The following is a 16,159-nucleotide window of genomic DNA, read 5'->3' as shown; positions in this document are numbered from 1 at the left end:
AAAAACTCCTTTATTCGGGCAGGGCGATCGGACCGATCTCGTGGAACACATCACCTGGACCCGGGTTCTCGGCGTGAGTTTCACCGCCGAAGTGCTTCATGATGCCCCACACGGCATTGAGGGAGGTCTGTACCGCGCCTTCGACCCAGGCCGGTGTCCATGAGACGTCATCACCGGCGATAAAGATCCCGCGTTGTTCGGCTGGCATGTCGTCCTGCATGAAATGCGCATACATGCGCTGGTTGTAGCGATAGTGGCCGGGCAGGGCGCCCTTGAAGGCGCCGAGGAAATGCGGGTCGGCTTCCCAGGACACGGTGATCGGATCGCCGATGATCCGTGCGGCGATGTCCACCTTGGGGTAGATCTTCTTCAGGGCATCGAGGGCCAGCTTCACGCGCTTTTCCACTGGATGCGGCAGCATTTTCAGCGCGTCGCTCATCCAGGAATACGACAGGCAAATCACCCCTGGCTTGTCGTCCCCGTTGTCGAACAGATAGGTGCCGCGGGTAAGACGGTCGGTCAGGGTCATGCTCATCAGGTCGCGGCCGGTCTCCGGGTCCTTGTCCTTCCAGAATGGCCGGTCGACCATCACGAAGGTCTTCGACGATTGCATGTAGCGGGTGCGGTCCAGGGCCATCCACATTTTTTGCGAGAACAGCGTTTCTTCACATTCGATCTGGGTGGTCAGCAGCCAGCTCTGGCAGGTGACCAGCACGGCGGCGTACTCGCGGGTGTTATCCCAGACGTCGGTCACGCTGAACCGGCCATCAGTCGCGCGGGCAATGCGTTTCACGCCGCTGCGCGGGGCACCCAGGTGCAGCGAATTCAGGCTGGTACCTTCTGGCCAGTGCACGCAGCGCTCCGGCACATGGTTCCAGATGCCGTGGGGCACCTGCTCGACGCCGCCGACCACCAGGTGCTGGTGGTCGTCGCAGTTGGTCATCACCACACGGAAGATTTCCAGCATGGAGTTGGGGAAGTCCGAATCCCAGCCGCCCGTGCCGAAACCGACCTGGCCGAACACTTCGCGGTGCTGGAAAGAGAGCTTGGCAAAGGCCTTGGAGGTGGCGACGAAGTCGTAGAAGGTGCGGTCGTCCCACAGTGGCACCAGGGTGTTCCACAGCGCCTTGAGGCGTGGCACGTCGCGGTCACGGATTGCCTGCTGGATGTCGCCGAAGCGCGAACCATCCTCCAGCGCATCGGCCCAGGCGTCGGCGACTTCCTGGAACAGTGCGGGGAGATCCGCCAGCTTCTGTGCGTAGTAGGTCTGGCCTTCCAGGTCGATGACCGTGCTGCCGGACGCCGGGGTCAGTGGGTTGGGGAACGGTTTGGTCTCCAGGCCCAGCTTGTCGACGTAATGGTAGAACGCAGTGGACGACACCGGAAAGCGCATGCCGCCCAGCTCGGCGATCACGCCTTCGGCGCCATTGAACGCTTGTGAACGCAGGCGCCCACCCATTTTCGACGCTTCGTAGACCACGGGCTTGAGACCCAGCTTCATCAGCTCGTACGCCGCCACCAGGCCAGCGATCCCGGCCCCGACAATCGCCACTTCCGCACCGTGGTTGTGAGCGGGAATACTGCCCAGGCCAGCCGGATGCTCGATCCAGTCGTCAAAGGCGAAAGGAAAGTCCGGCCCGAAAATGGTGATGGGCTTCTTACCGTCTGCTGGGTGGCGATTGTTCTTGTTCATGGCTGACCTTGATGGGCGACTCGACGCGGTGTTCGCGTCTGAGTATAGGAAAGATGCCCGCCATTCTAGGGAGGGTGGAACACGTTAATAAGACACAATGTGTCGTCGTTTTGAACGGTTTCTAGTCACTTTGTTGTGCTTGTAAGTCGTAATGACGAAACATGTCACTGTGGGAGCGGGCTTAGACTGGCTGGCCCCGATCGATCTTGCTGCTGAGGATGATCGAGGTGGTGGTCTTTTCCACGCCGTCCACGCTGCCGATCTGGTCCAGCAACTGGTCCAGCTGTTCCGGCGAGTCCGTGCGCAACCAGGCGACATAGTCGAACTCACCGCTGACCGCGCACAGCTGCTGCACCTGGGCCATGGCGCTCAAGCGTCGCAGCACGTCCTTGCCGGAGCGCGGCTGGACCTTGATGCCGACGTAAGCCTGCAAGCCGCCGTCAATCACTCGTTGCCCCAGGCGCACGCCATATCCGGTAATTACCTTGGTCTTTTCCAGGCGCGCCAGCCGCGAGGTCACGGTCGTACGGGCGATACCCAGTTGCCGGGCGAGCATGGCGACGCTTTCCCGTGCATTGATTTGCAGCGCCGCGATCAGCTGCCGGTCGATTTCGTCGAGGACGGGAGGGCGGGTGTCAGTCACAGTGGGCTCCGGCGCAGGCATTCGATGGCGAGCATGTTACAGGCTCTCACGTGCGAAATAGCCAATGGCAGGCAAAGTCAGTGCGCGCCAGGCGGGGGCCAGATGCACCTGTGAAGCCCTGAACCAGAAACCGTCCTGGCGAACCAGTTGTTCGGCGGGCAGCTGCAACAAGAGATCCAGTGAGAACGACTGTACTGAGCCTGGGTCGTCATCGTCTTGCGCTTCCCAATCGCGCTCGAAGCACCGGACATGCAGCTGCTCGGCGTCGAAGCGTTCAAACAGCGGCCGGTTGCCCAGCCACTGCGGATGCACCCGCAACGAGTGCGCCTGGACATCCAGGAGCAGCAATTGCCAGCCTCGATAACTGCCACACTGTTCCGTCACATCGGTTGCCATGCAAGTCAGGGCCAAGTAGCGGCTATCCGTCGACCAGATCATCGACGGTGCAAGGTCGACCAACGCGCAGCCTGAGGCTGTCAGCAGATGGCCTGCGAGCCGGGGCGTCTGCGCGCGCACCCAACTGTCGGCATATTCCGTTTCGCTGCCGAACAGCCAGGCGGCATCCTGATGGTCGCGGGCGGGCTGGATGAAGTCACCGTCGGCGTTGGCCACTTGCGGTCGATCCACCAGGCGCCAGGGGGCAACGCGGTGCAGTTGTGAGTTTGTTACCTGCAGGTCCACGGTGTTGTAGAACAGCCGGGATTGCTCGCGGGGATGAAAGAACGAAGGGTCGCTGCCGATCGGCGGCGCGGGGATGTTGAAGCGTTGCAGCGCGCTGCTGTCCAGGTCTTGGTCAAGACGACCGGCCACAACCGCCAGGCTCAGCCGGCCATCCCGAAAATCGAGTATTCGTTCCACCCACATGGCGGGGCCTTCTAGCAGGCGTCGATCCTTCACATCTGCAATGACCGCATGGGTGGTCACTGTCGTCGAGTCTGCAAAGGGCAGCAGCGCCAGGTAACGCCCGCAGTCAGAGACGCGATGATCCAGCAGCCAACTGCCTGGCAAGTGCCAATCACCAATCTGGCAGCGATAACCGCCAAGCCCCTCGCGATTGTCGCTAAGCCAGATCAACTGAGCGCATGCGCCACCCAGCATCGGCTGCGTCTCGATGTATGAGTCACCGCGCAGGCCCCGGCTGTCCAACGGCATCACAATGGCCGTGCGGGTCAGTGTGAACTCAGCGACCTTTACCCGACCCTGGGCGTCATGACCGGCCTGGGTTTCGGTGTCGCTATGGATGCTGTCCAGGCGGTAGCCATAACGGCCAGAGCCTGGTCGGGGATAGTCGAGGTACGCGCCGATATGCACATGGTGCGCGTCGAGACTCAGCAACTCATGCCAATAGAAAGACGGTTCAGTAACACTCTTCACCCACGGCAACGGCAAGGCGCGCCAGCCTTTGTCGAGCTGCCACAACCAATACTGGTCGCCCTCTTGAGAATCCCGCGCCTGGGCCAGACACACCAGCGCGCGTTGATCGCTGCTCCATACCAGCGGCGCATCGGCCGCCATCAGCAGGCCAGACGGTTGCCCGTTGACGCTGACGGTGTAGCGCGGTGAACGCAGCGGTTCCAATGGCTGGGCCAGATCACGGAACGTCGAAGGCAATGAAATGTTGCCTTGCAGGCATTGCAGGCCATCAGCGGAACGTCGTTCGAACGTGTGTAGGACATTCTCCGGATGCCAGTCGGGTTCCAGCCAGAGATCGGCGACAGGCACCAGACTGGAAACGCTGGCCGTTTTTAACAGCTCATCGAGCCGGGTTTCGCGAACACTGTCGTCCACCAAGGGGCTGTGGCGGCCGCGCAAGACGTCGAGGTCAAAAGCGTCCAACTCCCAAAGCCCGCTGTCGGCGCAGCGGTACAACTGGCGTTGCTGACGGTCGAGCACCACCAGTCCCCATGCCTGCCGGGACGGTACCGGCGCCGCGAAATAGCGCCCGTCGCTGGAGAACACGGCCGAAGAGCCCAAGCCTTGCAGGAGCACACCGTCGGGGAACAGATAGTCGCAATAAGTCGGGCCGCCCATGGCGATCTCACCGTGATTGAACACCCGGATCGGCTCGCCTTCAGGCGTCAGTTGCGGTTCGTTTCCTCCCCAGGCACTGGCTCCTTTGAGGCTAACCAACACCAAGCCCAGGCGCCGCTCCCATGCACTGACGCCCGCGAGCCCACCGATGATGCTGACAATTGCCACCAGAATTCCCCACCACTCGGGCAGGGCCCTGCCCAGGCTGAAGCCCAGGCCGAACACGGCGCCGATCATCAGCCGGGCACAGCCTCGGCCGATCGATAGCCAGCCCAGACGCGCGGCAACTCCCATCAGCAGGCCGAAGAACAGCACCACCGATAAAGCCAGCGCAGGTGGTAGCAATGTTACGAAAAAGGCCGGCACCAGCAGGATGCTGAGTTGCCAGAACAGGTCTAGAAACAGTCGAGAGAGGCTGGGGCTGGCGATGATGGGTGTCTCGCTGAGGAGGCTGAACGGTCTTAGGTGTGGGAAGGGTGAACGTCACAGAGTATTACTGCCGGTGAGTACAGGGACAAGGGCGGGGAGCGATGGGTTGCCGGAGTTGCTATGGCGATCAAAAAACCGTCAGCCTTTAAAGCTGAATTCGACAAAAAACCAGACCCTGATGGGGCTGGTTTTAGGGAGGGCGTCTAAACAATCCGAGTGCTCACACCCCCGATGCTGTGCAAGTGGCGATTAAAAATCGAAGAACACCGTTTCTGATTCACCTTGCACATGAATGTCGAAATGATAAACCAACTTGCCATCGAGCGTGGAGCGCTTGGCAATCAGGGATTGGCGACGTGGCGGCTGCTCGATCAGACCCAGGATGGGGTCCACGGCGTTCGCCTCGGATTCGTCGTCGAAATACAGGCGGGTCTGCAAGTGAATGTTGATCCCGCGAGCAAACAGGGAAACGTTGATATGCGGGGCCATGGGAAAGCCTGCGGCGTTTTTCACGGTGCCGGGTTTTACGGTCTTGATGATCCACGCGCCATCGTCGGCGGTGGCAGTACGGCCAAAACAGTTGAAGGGCTTTTCCAGAGCGTATTCGGTGTCGTAGACGCCTTGCGGATTAGCCTGCCAAAACTCGAGAAACGCGTCACGAATCAAATGGCCGTTGCCGTCATACACGTGGCCCATCAGTACGATGTGCTCACCTGGCGCGCCAGGCTTGGCCATTTCATTCCAGATTTCCTGTGCTCGCGGCGGATTACCAGCCGCCTCCAGCGCCAAGCCGATATGCACATAAGGGCCGGCAGTTTGCGAAGGGGTTTCAGGCAGAAGTTGAACGGACATGCGCATGCCTCCTCAGCGGTTTTCGAAGTGGGTCTTGCGCTGTCCGCGCAAAACAATATCAAAGCGATAAGCCAGGCAATCCATAGGATTGGCCATGCTCATATCAAGCTTGGCGATCAAGCTCTGCACCGCCTCCTGACTCGCGATCGTCTTGACGATCGGGCACATGGGAATGAGCGGATCACCTTCGAAATACAGCTGAGTTATCAAGCGCGTGGCAATGGACGGACCACTGATGGAGACATGGATGTGGGCCGGTCTCCAGTCATTGGGGCCGTTGCGCCATGGGTAGGGGCCCGGTTTGACCGTGCGAAAGCTGTAGTTGCCGTCACGGTCAGTCAGCGCGCGGCCGACCCCGCCGAAATTGGGATCGAGCGGCGCCAGATAACTGTCTTTCTTATGCCGGTAACGCCCCCCTGCATTGGCTTGCCACATTTCCACCAACGTATGGGGAATCGGTTTGCCGAATTGGTCACAGACCCGGCCCGCGACGATGATGCGTTCGCCGATGGGCAAGCCGCCGTGATTGAAATTGAGCAGCAGATCGTTATCGTGCTGGCCCATTTTCAGATGGGAAAAATCCGGCCCGCTGGTTTCCGACAGGGACTGGGGAATACTCACCAGGGCCTGGCGCGGTGAACGCAGGATCGAAGTCTTGTAGTCAGGTGTCAGGGCTTTGGGGTGCCAATTTCGGTCACGAATGACGAAGCGGCTGTCATGCGCATCAGACATGTCGATTTTTCCTGTTGTTATGGTTCGGCAAAGGCAAGCGCTGCGTTGGCAGCAACTGGTAGCCCAGTTTCCTCTTGCCCGGCCCAACCCAAAATTGAAAAAACCGACTTGATCCATATCCAAATGGTTATGGGTATTTTCCTTCGAGGTATTCCTGCCCGACTTCGCGAAGTGCCTCCATGCACCACTGTGCCTGGGGTGTCACCGGCAACGCGGGATTTGTGCACAGCCCCACGGAACCGCCAGGTTCGCGTGCCCCTAATTCCAGCTCCACCAAAACGCCTTGTTTCAAGTCCTGCCGGACCGCGTCGAAAGGCGCCACCCAGATGGCCTGGCTGCATTGTACGTAGCGCCGACTCAACGCGACCGATAGGGTTTCCAGGCGTTGGCGTGATGGGGTAATGCCGTGCTGAACAAACAGGGCGTCGGCGAATTTACGGATGGTCGTCCCCGCCAAGGGGAGTACCCAGGGATAGTCCTCGAGATTCTTATGCCCCTGTGGATTCGCGAGCACAGGATGGTCGTTGCACACCACCAGGGTCATGGACTCGCTGTAGAGGTGTTCGAATGCCAGCCCGTGAATCAATGGGCTATCGGTCATTCGGCCAACCACCAGGTCCAGTTCACCGACGCGCAGTTGCGATAGCAAATGCGCACTGGGGCCGGTCACCACGCTGATTACCAAGGCCGGATGACGAGCATGCAATCGACAGACAACCTCTGGGACCAACAGGCTTTCAACCGTGGACAGCACGCCAACGCTAATGGCAACGGGCTCATGGACACCTGCGCGCAGGCTATTGACCCCCTCGCGCAGCGCTTGCACGCTCGGCCCCGCATATCGCAGAAAAGCTGCGCCGGCTTCCGTCAGCGTCGCCCCCTTCTTGCTTCGTTCGAACAGCACGGCGGCCAGCAACGTTTCCAACTCCTTCAACGTCTTGGAAAGCGCCGGTTGGCTGATCGCCAGTTTGTCTGCCGCACGGGCCAGGCTGCCCTGGCGCGCCACTTCGAGAAAACACACCAGATGACGGAATTTGATGCGTGTGTCGATGTTCAATCGGGTCGCTGCCTTCAAGGGACTTGGGGGGCGCAGTGTTTGTGTTGTGGGTTGCCGCGCCTGAAGGCGGCAGTAGGAGGCTCGTTGGGGACTACCTGTTTGCAGAGCCGTTTATGAAAACCTTCGGCTAGTGCGCAAAGTCCACAGTCTCAAAAACGACGAAGCCGCGCAATGCGCGGCTTTCGAATTGGTGGGCCCACACGGACTCGAACCGTGGACCAAAGGATTATGAGTCCTCTGCTCTAACCAACTGAGCTATGGGCCCTCAGTAGGCCGCGGATTATAGCGATGGTTTCTCGGCTGTGCTATCCGAAAAATCCGATACGGTCATACGAAGAAACGTTGCGGCAAACTCGTCGGCACACAGCGGCAGGCTGACGATGTAGCCCTGGATCTGTTCGCAACCTTCTTCGGTCAGGAATTGCTGCTGGGCCAGGGTTTCGACGCCCTCGGCGATCACGGTGAATTGCATGCTGCGGCCCAGGGCGATGATTGCTCGCACGATGGCCGCGTCGTGGGGGTCGTCGGGCAGGCCGCGGACGAAGGATTGGTCGATCTTGAGGATGTCCAGTGGCAGGCGCTTGAGGTAACTCAGGGAGGAATAGCCGGTGCCGAAGTCGTCGATGGCCAATTGCACGCCGAGCTTTTTCAGCTGGTGCAGCACCGTCAGGGCCTCTTCGGCCTGGCTCATGATGAAGTTTTCGGTAATTTCCAGTTGCAATAAGCCGGGTTCGAGCTGGTGCTCGCGCAGCAGTTGTTCGATACGCCCCAGTAGGTTGGGTTGGCGCAGCTGGGCCCCGGCCAGATTGACCGAAAGGGGGCCGAGGCTGTCGTAGGCGTCGTTCCATTCAGACAATTGCCGGCAGGCGCGCTCCAGCACCCAATCGCCGATTTGCAGGATCATGCCGTTTTCTTCCGCCAGGGGGATGAAGTGTTCCGGCGGCACGTCGCCAAACGTGGGGTGCGTCCAGCGGATCAATGCTTCGGCACCCACCAGTTGATTGTCGACGAGGCTGATTTTTGGTTGGAAGGACAATGACAATTCGTTGCGTTCAATCGCTCGTCGCAGCTCGTGTTCCAAGGCCACGCGCTCGCTGGCCTGGGCGGTGAGGTCACAGGTGTATTTCTCTACCCGGTTGCGGCCCTTCGCTTTGGAGCGGTACATCGCCGCGTCAGCGTTCTTGACCAGCGTGGCGACGTCGCAGCCGTCCTGCGGGTAGAGGCTGGTGCCGATGCTGGCGCTGATGAAGAACTCGTGCTCGCCGGCCTGGAACGGCGCGGCAAAGCAGTTCAACAGTTTTTGGGCGATGTGCTCGGCATCGCTGGGTTGCTGCAAGCCAGGCAGCAGGATGATGAACTCGTCGCCGCCCAGGCGTGCCACGGTGTCGATGTCGCGCAACTGTTCGCGCAAACGCACGGCGATGCCTTTGAGCAGCAGGTCGCCGACCGGGTGCCCAAGGCTGTCATTGATGTGTTTGAAGCGGTCCAGGTCCAGGAACAGCACCGCCCCCTGGCCGCCGTTTTCCTGCTGGCTGTTGAGGGCCGTCAGCAAGCGGCTTTCGAACAACGTACGATTCGGCAGGCCCGTCAACGGGTCGTGGTGGGCTTGGTAGTCGAGCCGGGCCTGGGCGTGTTTGAGGCTGGAGATATCGGCGAAGACCGCGACGAAATGGGTGATCTGTCGGTCCCGATTGCGCACCGCGCTGATGGTTAGCCAACTGGGGTACAGTTCGCCGTTCTTGCGCCGGTTGGAGATCTCTCCCTGCCAGTGCCCTTCGGCTGTCAACTGGTGCCACATCGCCGCGTAAAACGCGCTGTCGTGCAGGCCGGAGGCCAATAATCGAGGTGTATGGCCCAGGGCTTCGGTTTCGCTGTAGCCGGTGATTTCGGTGAAGGCTCGGTTCACGGCGCTGATGTGTTGTTGCGTATCGGTGATCAGCACGCCTTCGGCAGTGCTTTCGAACACGGTAGCGGCCTGTTGCAGTTTCTCCTGCATCAGGTGGCGTTCGGTGATGTCCCGGGCGATGGTCAGCATGCAGTCTTCGTTGCCGATGGGCAGCGGGCGACTGGAGACTTCGCAGAGCCGGATCTGCCCGTCGTTGCGACGGATATGGCAACTGAAGTCCTTCACGAAGCCGTCCCGCTTAAGCAGGTCGAGCATCTGCTTTCGTTCGTTGAGGTTGACCCAAATACCCAGGTCCAAGGTGGAGCGGTCCACCGACAGGACGCTGTTGAAGCCGGTAATGCGGCTGAAACCTTCGTTGACTTCGATCAGCAGGCCGTCGCTTTGTCGGGACAGCAGCAGGCCATCGGGCGAGGCGTGGAACGCCTTGGCGAATTTCTCTTCGGAGGTCTGCAATTGCTGCTGGGTTTCCTTGAGCTGGCTGATGTCCCGCACCACCACGACCAGGGCTGGCGTCGTGTCGAGATCGAAGGGCTCGGCGGAAATCAGCCCGGTGAACACTTGGCCATTGCTGCGACGGAAGGGCATTTCCAGGTTGCGGATGCTGCCGGCCTGCAAGCGCTGCAACAGGGCCGGCCCCACGCCTTGGATGCCCCAGATATTCAGTTCGGTTGCGTTTCGTCCCACCACCTCGGCGGCACTGAGGCCGACCTGCTCTTCGAAGGCCTTGTTGACCTCTAGCAGGCAACCGTCCAATAGCCGTGCGATCACCAGAATGTCCGGGCACTGGCGGAAAACAGAGGCAAATTTCTGCTCCGAAAGGCGCAGTGCTTCCTCGGTGCGCTTGGCTTCACTGATATCGATCATCAGCCCGCGCATCAGCGGTTCGTGACCGTGCTCGATCAGGCTGACGATGTCGCGCACCCACAGGCAGCGGCCATCAGCGGTGAGAACCCGGTAATCGATGCAGTGGTCGCGACCGGCCAGCACTTCATGGTTGCAGTAGGTCTGGGCACGGATCAGGTCGGCCGGATGAATGATGTTGCGCCAGAAGCCTGGGACCAGCCAATGGGAGAGGGGATAACCCAACAGGTCTTCGGCGTGGGGCGATACGTAGCTGTAGGTAAAATCGCTGACCCTGGCTTCCCAGGCAATGGCCGACAGGCTCTCCACCAGTCCACGGTAATGGTATTCGCTGCTGCGCAGTTCCTGTTCCAGCTCGACCCGCCGGGCGATTTCCGAACTGAGTCGGCGGTTGATGCGAATCACCACCGCCAGTATGCCGACCAGGAGCAGCAACGCAGGCAGGCCGTAAATTAGCAGGTCTGACCAGAGCTGACGGTAATCATGCACATTGCCGACCCACTTCTGCTGGATCTCGGCAACTTCGGCCGGACTCATGTCTGCCAGGACTTTGTCCAGGATGCCCACCAATACCTTGTTGTCTCGAGGGACGGCCATTGCCAGCTGATAGCGATAAGGCGTTTCCCCGCTGACATAAAGGCCTTCGAGCTTGAGTTGGCGCAGGCTCCAGACACTGGATGCCAGATCGCCCACCACCGCATCCACTTCGTCGGTTGCCAGCGCTTGCAGGGCTGAACTGACATTGGGCAGCGCCACGAGGTTCAGGTCGGGATGGTGGTTGCGCAGCAATTCATGGGGGGCATAGTTCTCCACCACGGCGATTTTCAGCCCGTACAGCTCCTTGAGGTTGTGAGGCTGGGCGCCACCGCGATGGGCCAGGATGACAATGGGGAAATCCAGGTAAGGCCGGGTAAACGCCAGGTAATTCTGGCGTTCCGGCGTGGACATGATGCCCGGCAAGAGGTCGATCTTGCCCTGAGCGACCTGCTCCAGCACGGCGGTCCAGCTGGCCGGCTCGATGGGGGTGAGCTTGATGGCCAGCCGTTCACGAATGATCTCAACGTAGTCGGCAGCCAGGCCCTGATAGCGGCCCTGGTCGTCACGAAACTCAAACGGCGGCCATGAGGCGTCAACGCCCAGGCGCAGGTCGGGGTGGTCCTTGAGCCAGCGGAGCTCCTCGTCGGTGAGCGTCAACGCGCCAGCTGTTGCGGTCCAGGTCATCAATGACAGCAAAAGCGCGGCCGTCAGTCTGGGCATCACTGTCTCGTCATGGCTTGGGGAGGATGATTCGAGTGTAGACGGGCAACAGGGTGGTGAGGAGCGTAACGAAGGGGATTTTATCTTTGCATAACAAAACCCCCGGCAGGGCCGGGGGTTTTGAAGGTCACTCGTCGAGGAAGGAGCGCAGATGCTCGCTTCGCGTCGGGTGGCGCAGTTTGCGCAACGCCTTGGCTTCGATCTGACGAATCCGCTCACGGGTTACATCGAACTGCTTACCGACTTCCTCAAGGGTATGGTCGGTATTCATGTCGATGCCGAAGCGCATGCGCAGTACCTTGGCTTCACGGGCAGTGAGGCCGGAGAGTACTTCGCGAGTCGCTTCCTTGAGACTCTCGACAGTGGCGACATCGATCGGAGACTGCATGGTGGAGTCTTCGATGAAGTCACCCAGATGGGAGTCTTCGTCATCGCCGATCGGGGTTTCCATGGAGATCGGCTCTTTGGCGATCTTCAATACCTTGCGGATCTTGTCCTCAGGCATTTCCATGCGTTCGCCCAGCTCTTCCGGCGTCGGTTCGCGACCCATTTCCTGCAGCATCTGCCGGGAAATGCGGTTGAGCTTGTTGATCGTCTCGATCATGTGCACCGGGATACGGATGGTGCGGGCCTGGTCGGCGATCGAGCGAGTGATCGCCTGACGGATCCACCAGGTGGCATAAGTCGAGAACTTGTAGCCGCGACGGTATTCGAACTTGTCCACCGCCTTCATCAGGCCGATGTTGCCTTCCTGGATCAGGTCGAGGAATTGCAGGCCACGGTTGGTGTACTTCTTGGCGATGGAGATCACCAGACGCAAGTTCGCTTCGACCATCTCTTTCTTCGCGCGACGGGCCTTGGCCTCGCCGATCGACATGCGACGGTTGATGTCCTTGATCTCGGCGATGCTCAGGCCGGTCTCGGCCTCCAGCGCACTGAGCTTCTGCTGGCAACGAATGATGTCCGGTTGCAGGCGGGCAATGGCTTCGGCGTATTTGCTCTTGCCCTTGGCCAGTGCATCGGTCCAGCTTTCGTCGACTTCGTTGCCGGGGAACTGGCGCAGGAAATCGGCGCGCGGCATGCGGGCATCACGCACGCAAAGCTGCATGATCGCGCGCTCTTGTTGGCGCAAGCGATCCAGGGCACTGCGAACACGCTCGACCAGGCCTTCGAATTGCTTCGGTACCAGCTTGATCGGCATGAACAGCTCGGCCAGTGCCAACAGCTCGGCAATCGCCTGCTTGTTGTTGCGGCCGTGCTTTTTCAGCGCCTTGCGGGTGATTTCCATCTGGTCGGCCACAGCGCCGAAACGCTGTGCTGCGATGACCGGATCCGGACCGCTTTCGGCTTCTTCCTCGTCGTCGCTCGCTTCGGCCTCGTCGTCATCGGTGTCGTCGTCGGCCTTGACGGCTTTCGCATCGATCGGCGGCGGCACTTCGGCGGCAGGCGGCGCAATGCCGTCGTCCGGATCGATATAGCCGCTCAGGACGTCGGACAGGCGGCCACCTTCGGTGGTGACGCGGGTGTACTCGGAGAGAATATGGTCAACCGTGCCAGGGAAGTGCGCGATTGCGCCCATCACTTCACGGATGCCTTCTTCAATACGCTTGGCGATTTCGATTTCGCCTTCACGCGTGAGGAGCTCTACCGTACCCATTTCACGCATGTACATGCGCACGGGGTCGGTGGTGCGACCAATGTCGGTCTCGACCGCTGCCAACGCTGCGGCCGCTTCTTCAGCGGCCGCCTCGTCGGTATCGGCGTCGGCCAGCATAAGGGCATCCTTATCTGGAGCAACCTCGAATACGTTGATCCCCATGTCGTTGATCATGCGGATGATGTCTTCCACCTGTTCCGGATCTGAAATATCCTCCGGCAGGTGGTCGTTGACCTCCGCGTAAGTCAGGTAGCCCTGCTCACGACCCAATAGGATCAACTCTTTGATACGAGACTGCTGTTGCGCTTTTCCGGACATAACACCCTATCCACTGAAGGTCTTGGCGGGCAAAAAACAAGCCGAGGATTATACCTGAGCTGTGACCTCACGCGCCAGTTGAGGTCGGGTTTGATGCGCAAACATTGCGGCTGAGTAAGTCGCGCAATTGGTTTTTCTCTTCGCTGGTCAACTCGCTCTGGCGAGCTTTTCGCAGAAGTTGTTCCAGGTTTCGCTCGCGTTGGCGGGCGGACAAGCTAGTAATGGTGTCGAAAAACTGTTGTTCAAGGTTGTCTCCCTCAATCAGCCATTCCTTCTCGGCCAGGGCCTTCAACAAGCGCCCCTGCTCGGTGCCGTGCCACCGTGCGATCAACTGGAAAGAGTTTAGCTTGGGGTTCTTCTGCACGGCTTCAAGGAGTGCAACCAGCAATTGCGTGTTGCTGTGGTCCTCGGCGGCGAAGTGCCCGGCGTCCTCTACTTTTTCCGCCAGTTGCGGGTGATGCAGCAAGGTGCGCAAGGCGGCCAGTGTTGGTGGTTCGACGGCGGCCGGCACGCGCGGGGCACGTGGTTGGTCGCGATCGCCGCGCTTGCCGTTCTTGTCCCAGGGTTTCTTGTCCCATTTCTTGCCGCCACTGCCGGGTTTTTTCGGCGTCCATTCCTGCTGGGGGGCGTAATCCTGCTGGGGTTGATGATAGTCGGCGAAATCCGGCATCGCGTCGTAGTCGATGCCAGGGTCATACGCCGGCGGCGCCTCCTGGGGGGCGCTGTGCACCAACTGATTGACCGCTTCGCTGTTCAGGCCGGTGATCTCGGTCAGGCGCTGGCGCATGAGTGTGCGCAGGTTGGCACCGGGTACCTTGTCGATCAGCGGTGCCGCGAGGGTGGCCATGTGGGCCTTGCCTTCGAGGGAGCGTGGATCGGCTTCTTCGGTCAACTGCTGGAAAAAATAGTCGGCCAACGGTTGTGCGTGCTGGTTGATCCGTGCACGGAACGCGTCGGTGCCTTCGGAGCGCACCAGGGTGTCCGGGTCCTCGCCCTCGGGCAGGAACAGAAAGCGTGCCCGGCGACCGTCCTGCAGGCACGGCAAGGTAGCCTCCAGTGCGCGCCAGGCGGCATTGCGGCCGGCCTGGTCGCCGTCGAAGCAGAACAGCACGTTGGGCACAACGCGAAACAGGCGCTTCATGTGCTCTTCGCTGGTGGCCGTGCCCAGGGTCGCGACGGCGTTGCGCAGGCCTTGCTGGGCCAGGGCAATAACGTCCATGTAGCCTTCGACGACAATGATTTCATCGAGGTTGCGGTTGTTCTTGCGCGCTTCGTACAGGCCATAGAGCTCCTGGCCCTTGTGGAACACCGGGGTTTCCGGGGAGTTCAGGTATTTCGGCTTGTCGTCGCCCAGCACCCGGCCACCAAAGGCGATGATCCGCCCCCGCGTGTCGCGAATCGGAAACATGACCCGGTCACGGAAGCGGTCGTAGCGCTTGCCGGTTTCGGCATTTTCGATCAGCAGGCCAGCGTCGATCATGGCGCGCTGTTGCAGCGTATCGCTGCTTAGGTGCTTGTACAGGTTGTCCCAGCCGGGCGGGGCGAAGCCGAGGCCGAAGTCTCGGGCAATTTCGCCGGTCAGGCCGCGGCCCTTGAGATAATCCACCGCGGCCTTGCGTGCCGGATGGCTTTTGAGGGCCTGGCGATAAAAATCCGCCGCCGCCGTCAGCAGTGGGTAAAGCGGAGAATCGGTCGGTTGGCGTGGCTTGTGCTGTCGACCGCTTTCCTCGCGGGGTATTTCCATGCCGGCGGCTTTGGCCAGTTCTTCGACGGCCTGGGGAAAGTCCAGGTTGTCGTGGTCCATGATGAAGCCGAGGGCGTTGCCGCCAGCGCCGCAGCCGAAGCAATAGTAGAACTGCTTGTCGGGGCTCACGCTGAAAGAAGGCGTTTTCTCTTTATGGAACGGGCAGCACGCCGTGTAGTTCTTGCCCGCTTTCTTCATTTGCAGGCGAGAGCTGACCACGTCGACGATGTCGGTGCGGTTCAGGAGGTCGTCAATAAAGCTCTGGGGAATCAGCCCGGCCATGGCGTTCTCGTCATCACTGCGCGAAATATGGACCCGAAATCGGCAGGCGTAACCGGGTCTGGGTTTGAGGCACGCTAAATCGGTGGCTCGACCGGGTCGTCTGCATCATCGCTGTCGGGAAGTGTATCTGCCGATAATCCACTGACGTTAATAACTATCAGTATTCGACTGTTTGAATGTGTTGCGCTGAGTCCGGTAACGGCCGTTCAGGCCTCGGATAGCTCATGAAGCGGACACGCAGGCAGGTGCCTTGGGCTGATCGTCGTTAGAGGAATCAGGGTGTGCTCGTCGGTAGCCTTGGAAGGCTCGTCAGGAAAGACGTGCACCGCTGGCAAAAGAGCCAGGTCTGACGCGCTGAAGCAGGTTGTCTTGGTCGCGTCTGCGACTTTGACGGTGAAGCATCAAGCGTTATTCCGCAAATGCCATAAGCCCGGCTTGAAGGCCGGGCTTGGCAGAAGCTTGCTACGGACGTCTGTGTATTAGTACAGACGTACGGCGCGGCGCTGTTCGCGCTGAACTTTCTTGGCGTGACGCTTAACAGCGGCTGCTGCCTTGCGCTTACGCTCAGAAGTCGGCTTCTCGTAGAATTCGCGGCTACGAACTTCAGCCAGAACACCGGCTTTTTCGCAGGAGCGCTTGAAACGACGCAGAGCTACGTCGAAGGGTTCGTTCTCTTTTACTTTGACGGCTGGCATCC

General features: G+C 60.2%; 10 protein-coding genes and 1 tRNA gene. All 11 read right to left on the bottom strand.

Going from position 1 to position 16,159, the window contains the following annotated elements; translation table 11 throughout:
- Positions 1-10 precede the first annotated feature (10 nt).
- The 11 genes from GFU70_RS26150 to rpsU all read right to left on the bottom strand — a co-directional run bounded on the left by GFU70_RS26150 (position 11) and on the right by rpsU (position 16,157).
- Positions 11-1,693 (bottom strand): flavin monoamine oxidase family protein, encoded by a 1,683-nt coding sequence (locus GFU70_RS26150; protein ID WP_116643707.1) that lies wholly within the window; start codon positions 1,691-1,693, stop codon positions 11-13.
- Positions 1,694-1,874: 181 nt separating this feature from the next.
- On the bottom strand, positions 1,875-2,336 hold the full coding sequence (locus tag GFU70_RS26145) for an Lrp/AsnC family transcriptional regulator (protein ID WP_018607342.1): 462 nt from the start codon (positions 2,334-2,336) through the stop codon (positions 1,875-1,877).
- A gap of 36 nt (positions 2,337-2,372) precedes the next feature.
- Positions 2,373-4,733, bottom strand: a complete 2,361-nt coding sequence (locus tag GFU70_RS26140) for a hypothetical protein (protein WP_226920997.1) — start codon at positions 4,731-4,733, stop codon at positions 2,373-2,375.
- A gap of 312 nt (positions 4,734-5,045) precedes the next feature.
- The gene (pcaG, locus tag GFU70_RS26135; protein WP_153389007.1) at positions 5,046-5,648 is read right to left on the bottom strand and encodes a protocatechuate 3,4-dioxygenase subunit alpha; all 603 of its coding nucleotides are present in this window, start codon (positions 5,646-5,648) and stop codon (positions 5,046-5,048) included.
- Between the two features lie 12 nt (positions 5,649-5,660).
- Entirely contained in the window at positions 5,661-6,380 is a 720-nt protein-coding gene (gene pcaH, locus GFU70_RS26130; RefSeq protein WP_153389006.1) for a protocatechuate 3,4-dioxygenase subunit beta, read from the bottom strand.
- 127 nt (positions 6,381-6,507) lie between these two features.
- Positions 6,508-7,437: a pca operon transcription factor PcaQ gene (pcaQ, locus tag GFU70_RS26125; protein WP_058542860.1), complete on the bottom strand. Its 930-nt coding sequence runs from the start codon at positions 7,435-7,437 to the stop codon at positions 6,508-6,510.
- A 188-nt stretch (positions 7,438-7,625) separates the two neighbouring features.
- Positions 7,626-7,702: transfer RNA gene (locus GFU70_RS26120), tRNA-Ile, on the bottom strand.
- A 15-nt stretch (positions 7,703-7,717) separates the two neighbouring features.
- The gene (locus GFU70_RS26115; RefSeq protein ID WP_058542856.1) at positions 7,718-11,461 is read right to left on the bottom strand and encodes an EAL domain-containing protein; all 3,744 of its coding nucleotides are present in this window, start codon (positions 11,459-11,461) and stop codon (positions 7,718-7,720) included.
- Between the two features lie 127 nt (positions 11,462-11,588).
- Positions 11,589-13,436 (bottom strand): RNA polymerase sigma factor RpoD, encoded by a 1,848-nt coding sequence (rpoD, locus tag GFU70_RS26110; protein WP_058542855.1) that lies wholly within the window; start codon positions 13,434-13,436, stop codon positions 11,589-11,591.
- Between the two features lie 67 nt (positions 13,437-13,503).
- The gene (gene dnaG, locus GFU70_RS26105) at positions 13,504-15,462 is read right to left on the bottom strand and encodes a DNA primase (protein WP_024616738.1); all 1,959 of its coding nucleotides are present in this window, start codon (positions 15,460-15,462) and stop codon (positions 13,504-13,506) included.
- 479 nt (positions 15,463-15,941) lie between these two features.
- The gene (gene rpsU / locus GFU70_RS26100; RefSeq protein WP_002551877.1) at positions 15,942-16,157 is read right to left on the bottom strand and encodes a 30S ribosomal protein S21; all 216 of its coding nucleotides are present in this window, start codon (positions 16,155-16,157) and stop codon (positions 15,942-15,944) included.
- Between the last annotated feature and the right edge of the window lie 2 nt (positions 16,158-16,159).

It is taken from the genome of Pseudomonas brassicacearum (assembly GCF_009601685.2).
GTDB lineage: Bacteria > Pseudomonadota > Gammaproteobacteria > Pseudomonadales > Pseudomonadaceae > Aquipseudomonas > Aquipseudomonas kilonensis_B.
Note: the sequence above shows the minus strand (reverse complement) of the source record. Positions and strands in the feature narration are given on the sequence as shown.

Bases quoted from the DNA above. Each gene is read 5' to 3' on its own strand.
- GFU70_RS26150 (WP_116643707.1), bottom strand. From the start codon at position 1,693: ATGAACAAGAACAATCGCCACCCAGCAGACGGTAAGAAGCCCATCACC.
- pcaG (WP_153389007.1), bottom strand. From the start codon at position 5,648: ATGTCCGTTCAACTTCTGCCTGAAACCCCTTCGCAAACTGCCGGCCCT.
- pcaH (WP_153389006.1), bottom strand. From the start codon at position 6,380: ATGTCTGATGCGCATGACAGCCGCTTCGTCATTCGTGACCGAAATTGG.
- GFU70_RS26115 (WP_058542856.1), bottom strand. From the start codon at position 11,461: ATGCCCAGACTGACGGCCGCGCTTTTGCTGTCATTGATGACCTGGACC.
- rpoD (WP_058542855.1), bottom strand. From the start codon at position 13,436: ATGTCCGGAAAAGCGCAACAGCAGTCTCGTATCAAAGAGTTGATCCTA.
- dnaG (WP_024616738.1), bottom strand. From the start codon at position 15,462: ATGGCCGGGCTGATTCCCCAGAGCTTTATTGACGACCTCCTGAACCGC.
- rpsU (WP_002551877.1), bottom strand. From the start codon at position 16,157: ATGCCAGCCGTCAAAGTAAAAGAGAACGAACCCTTCGACGTAGCTCTG.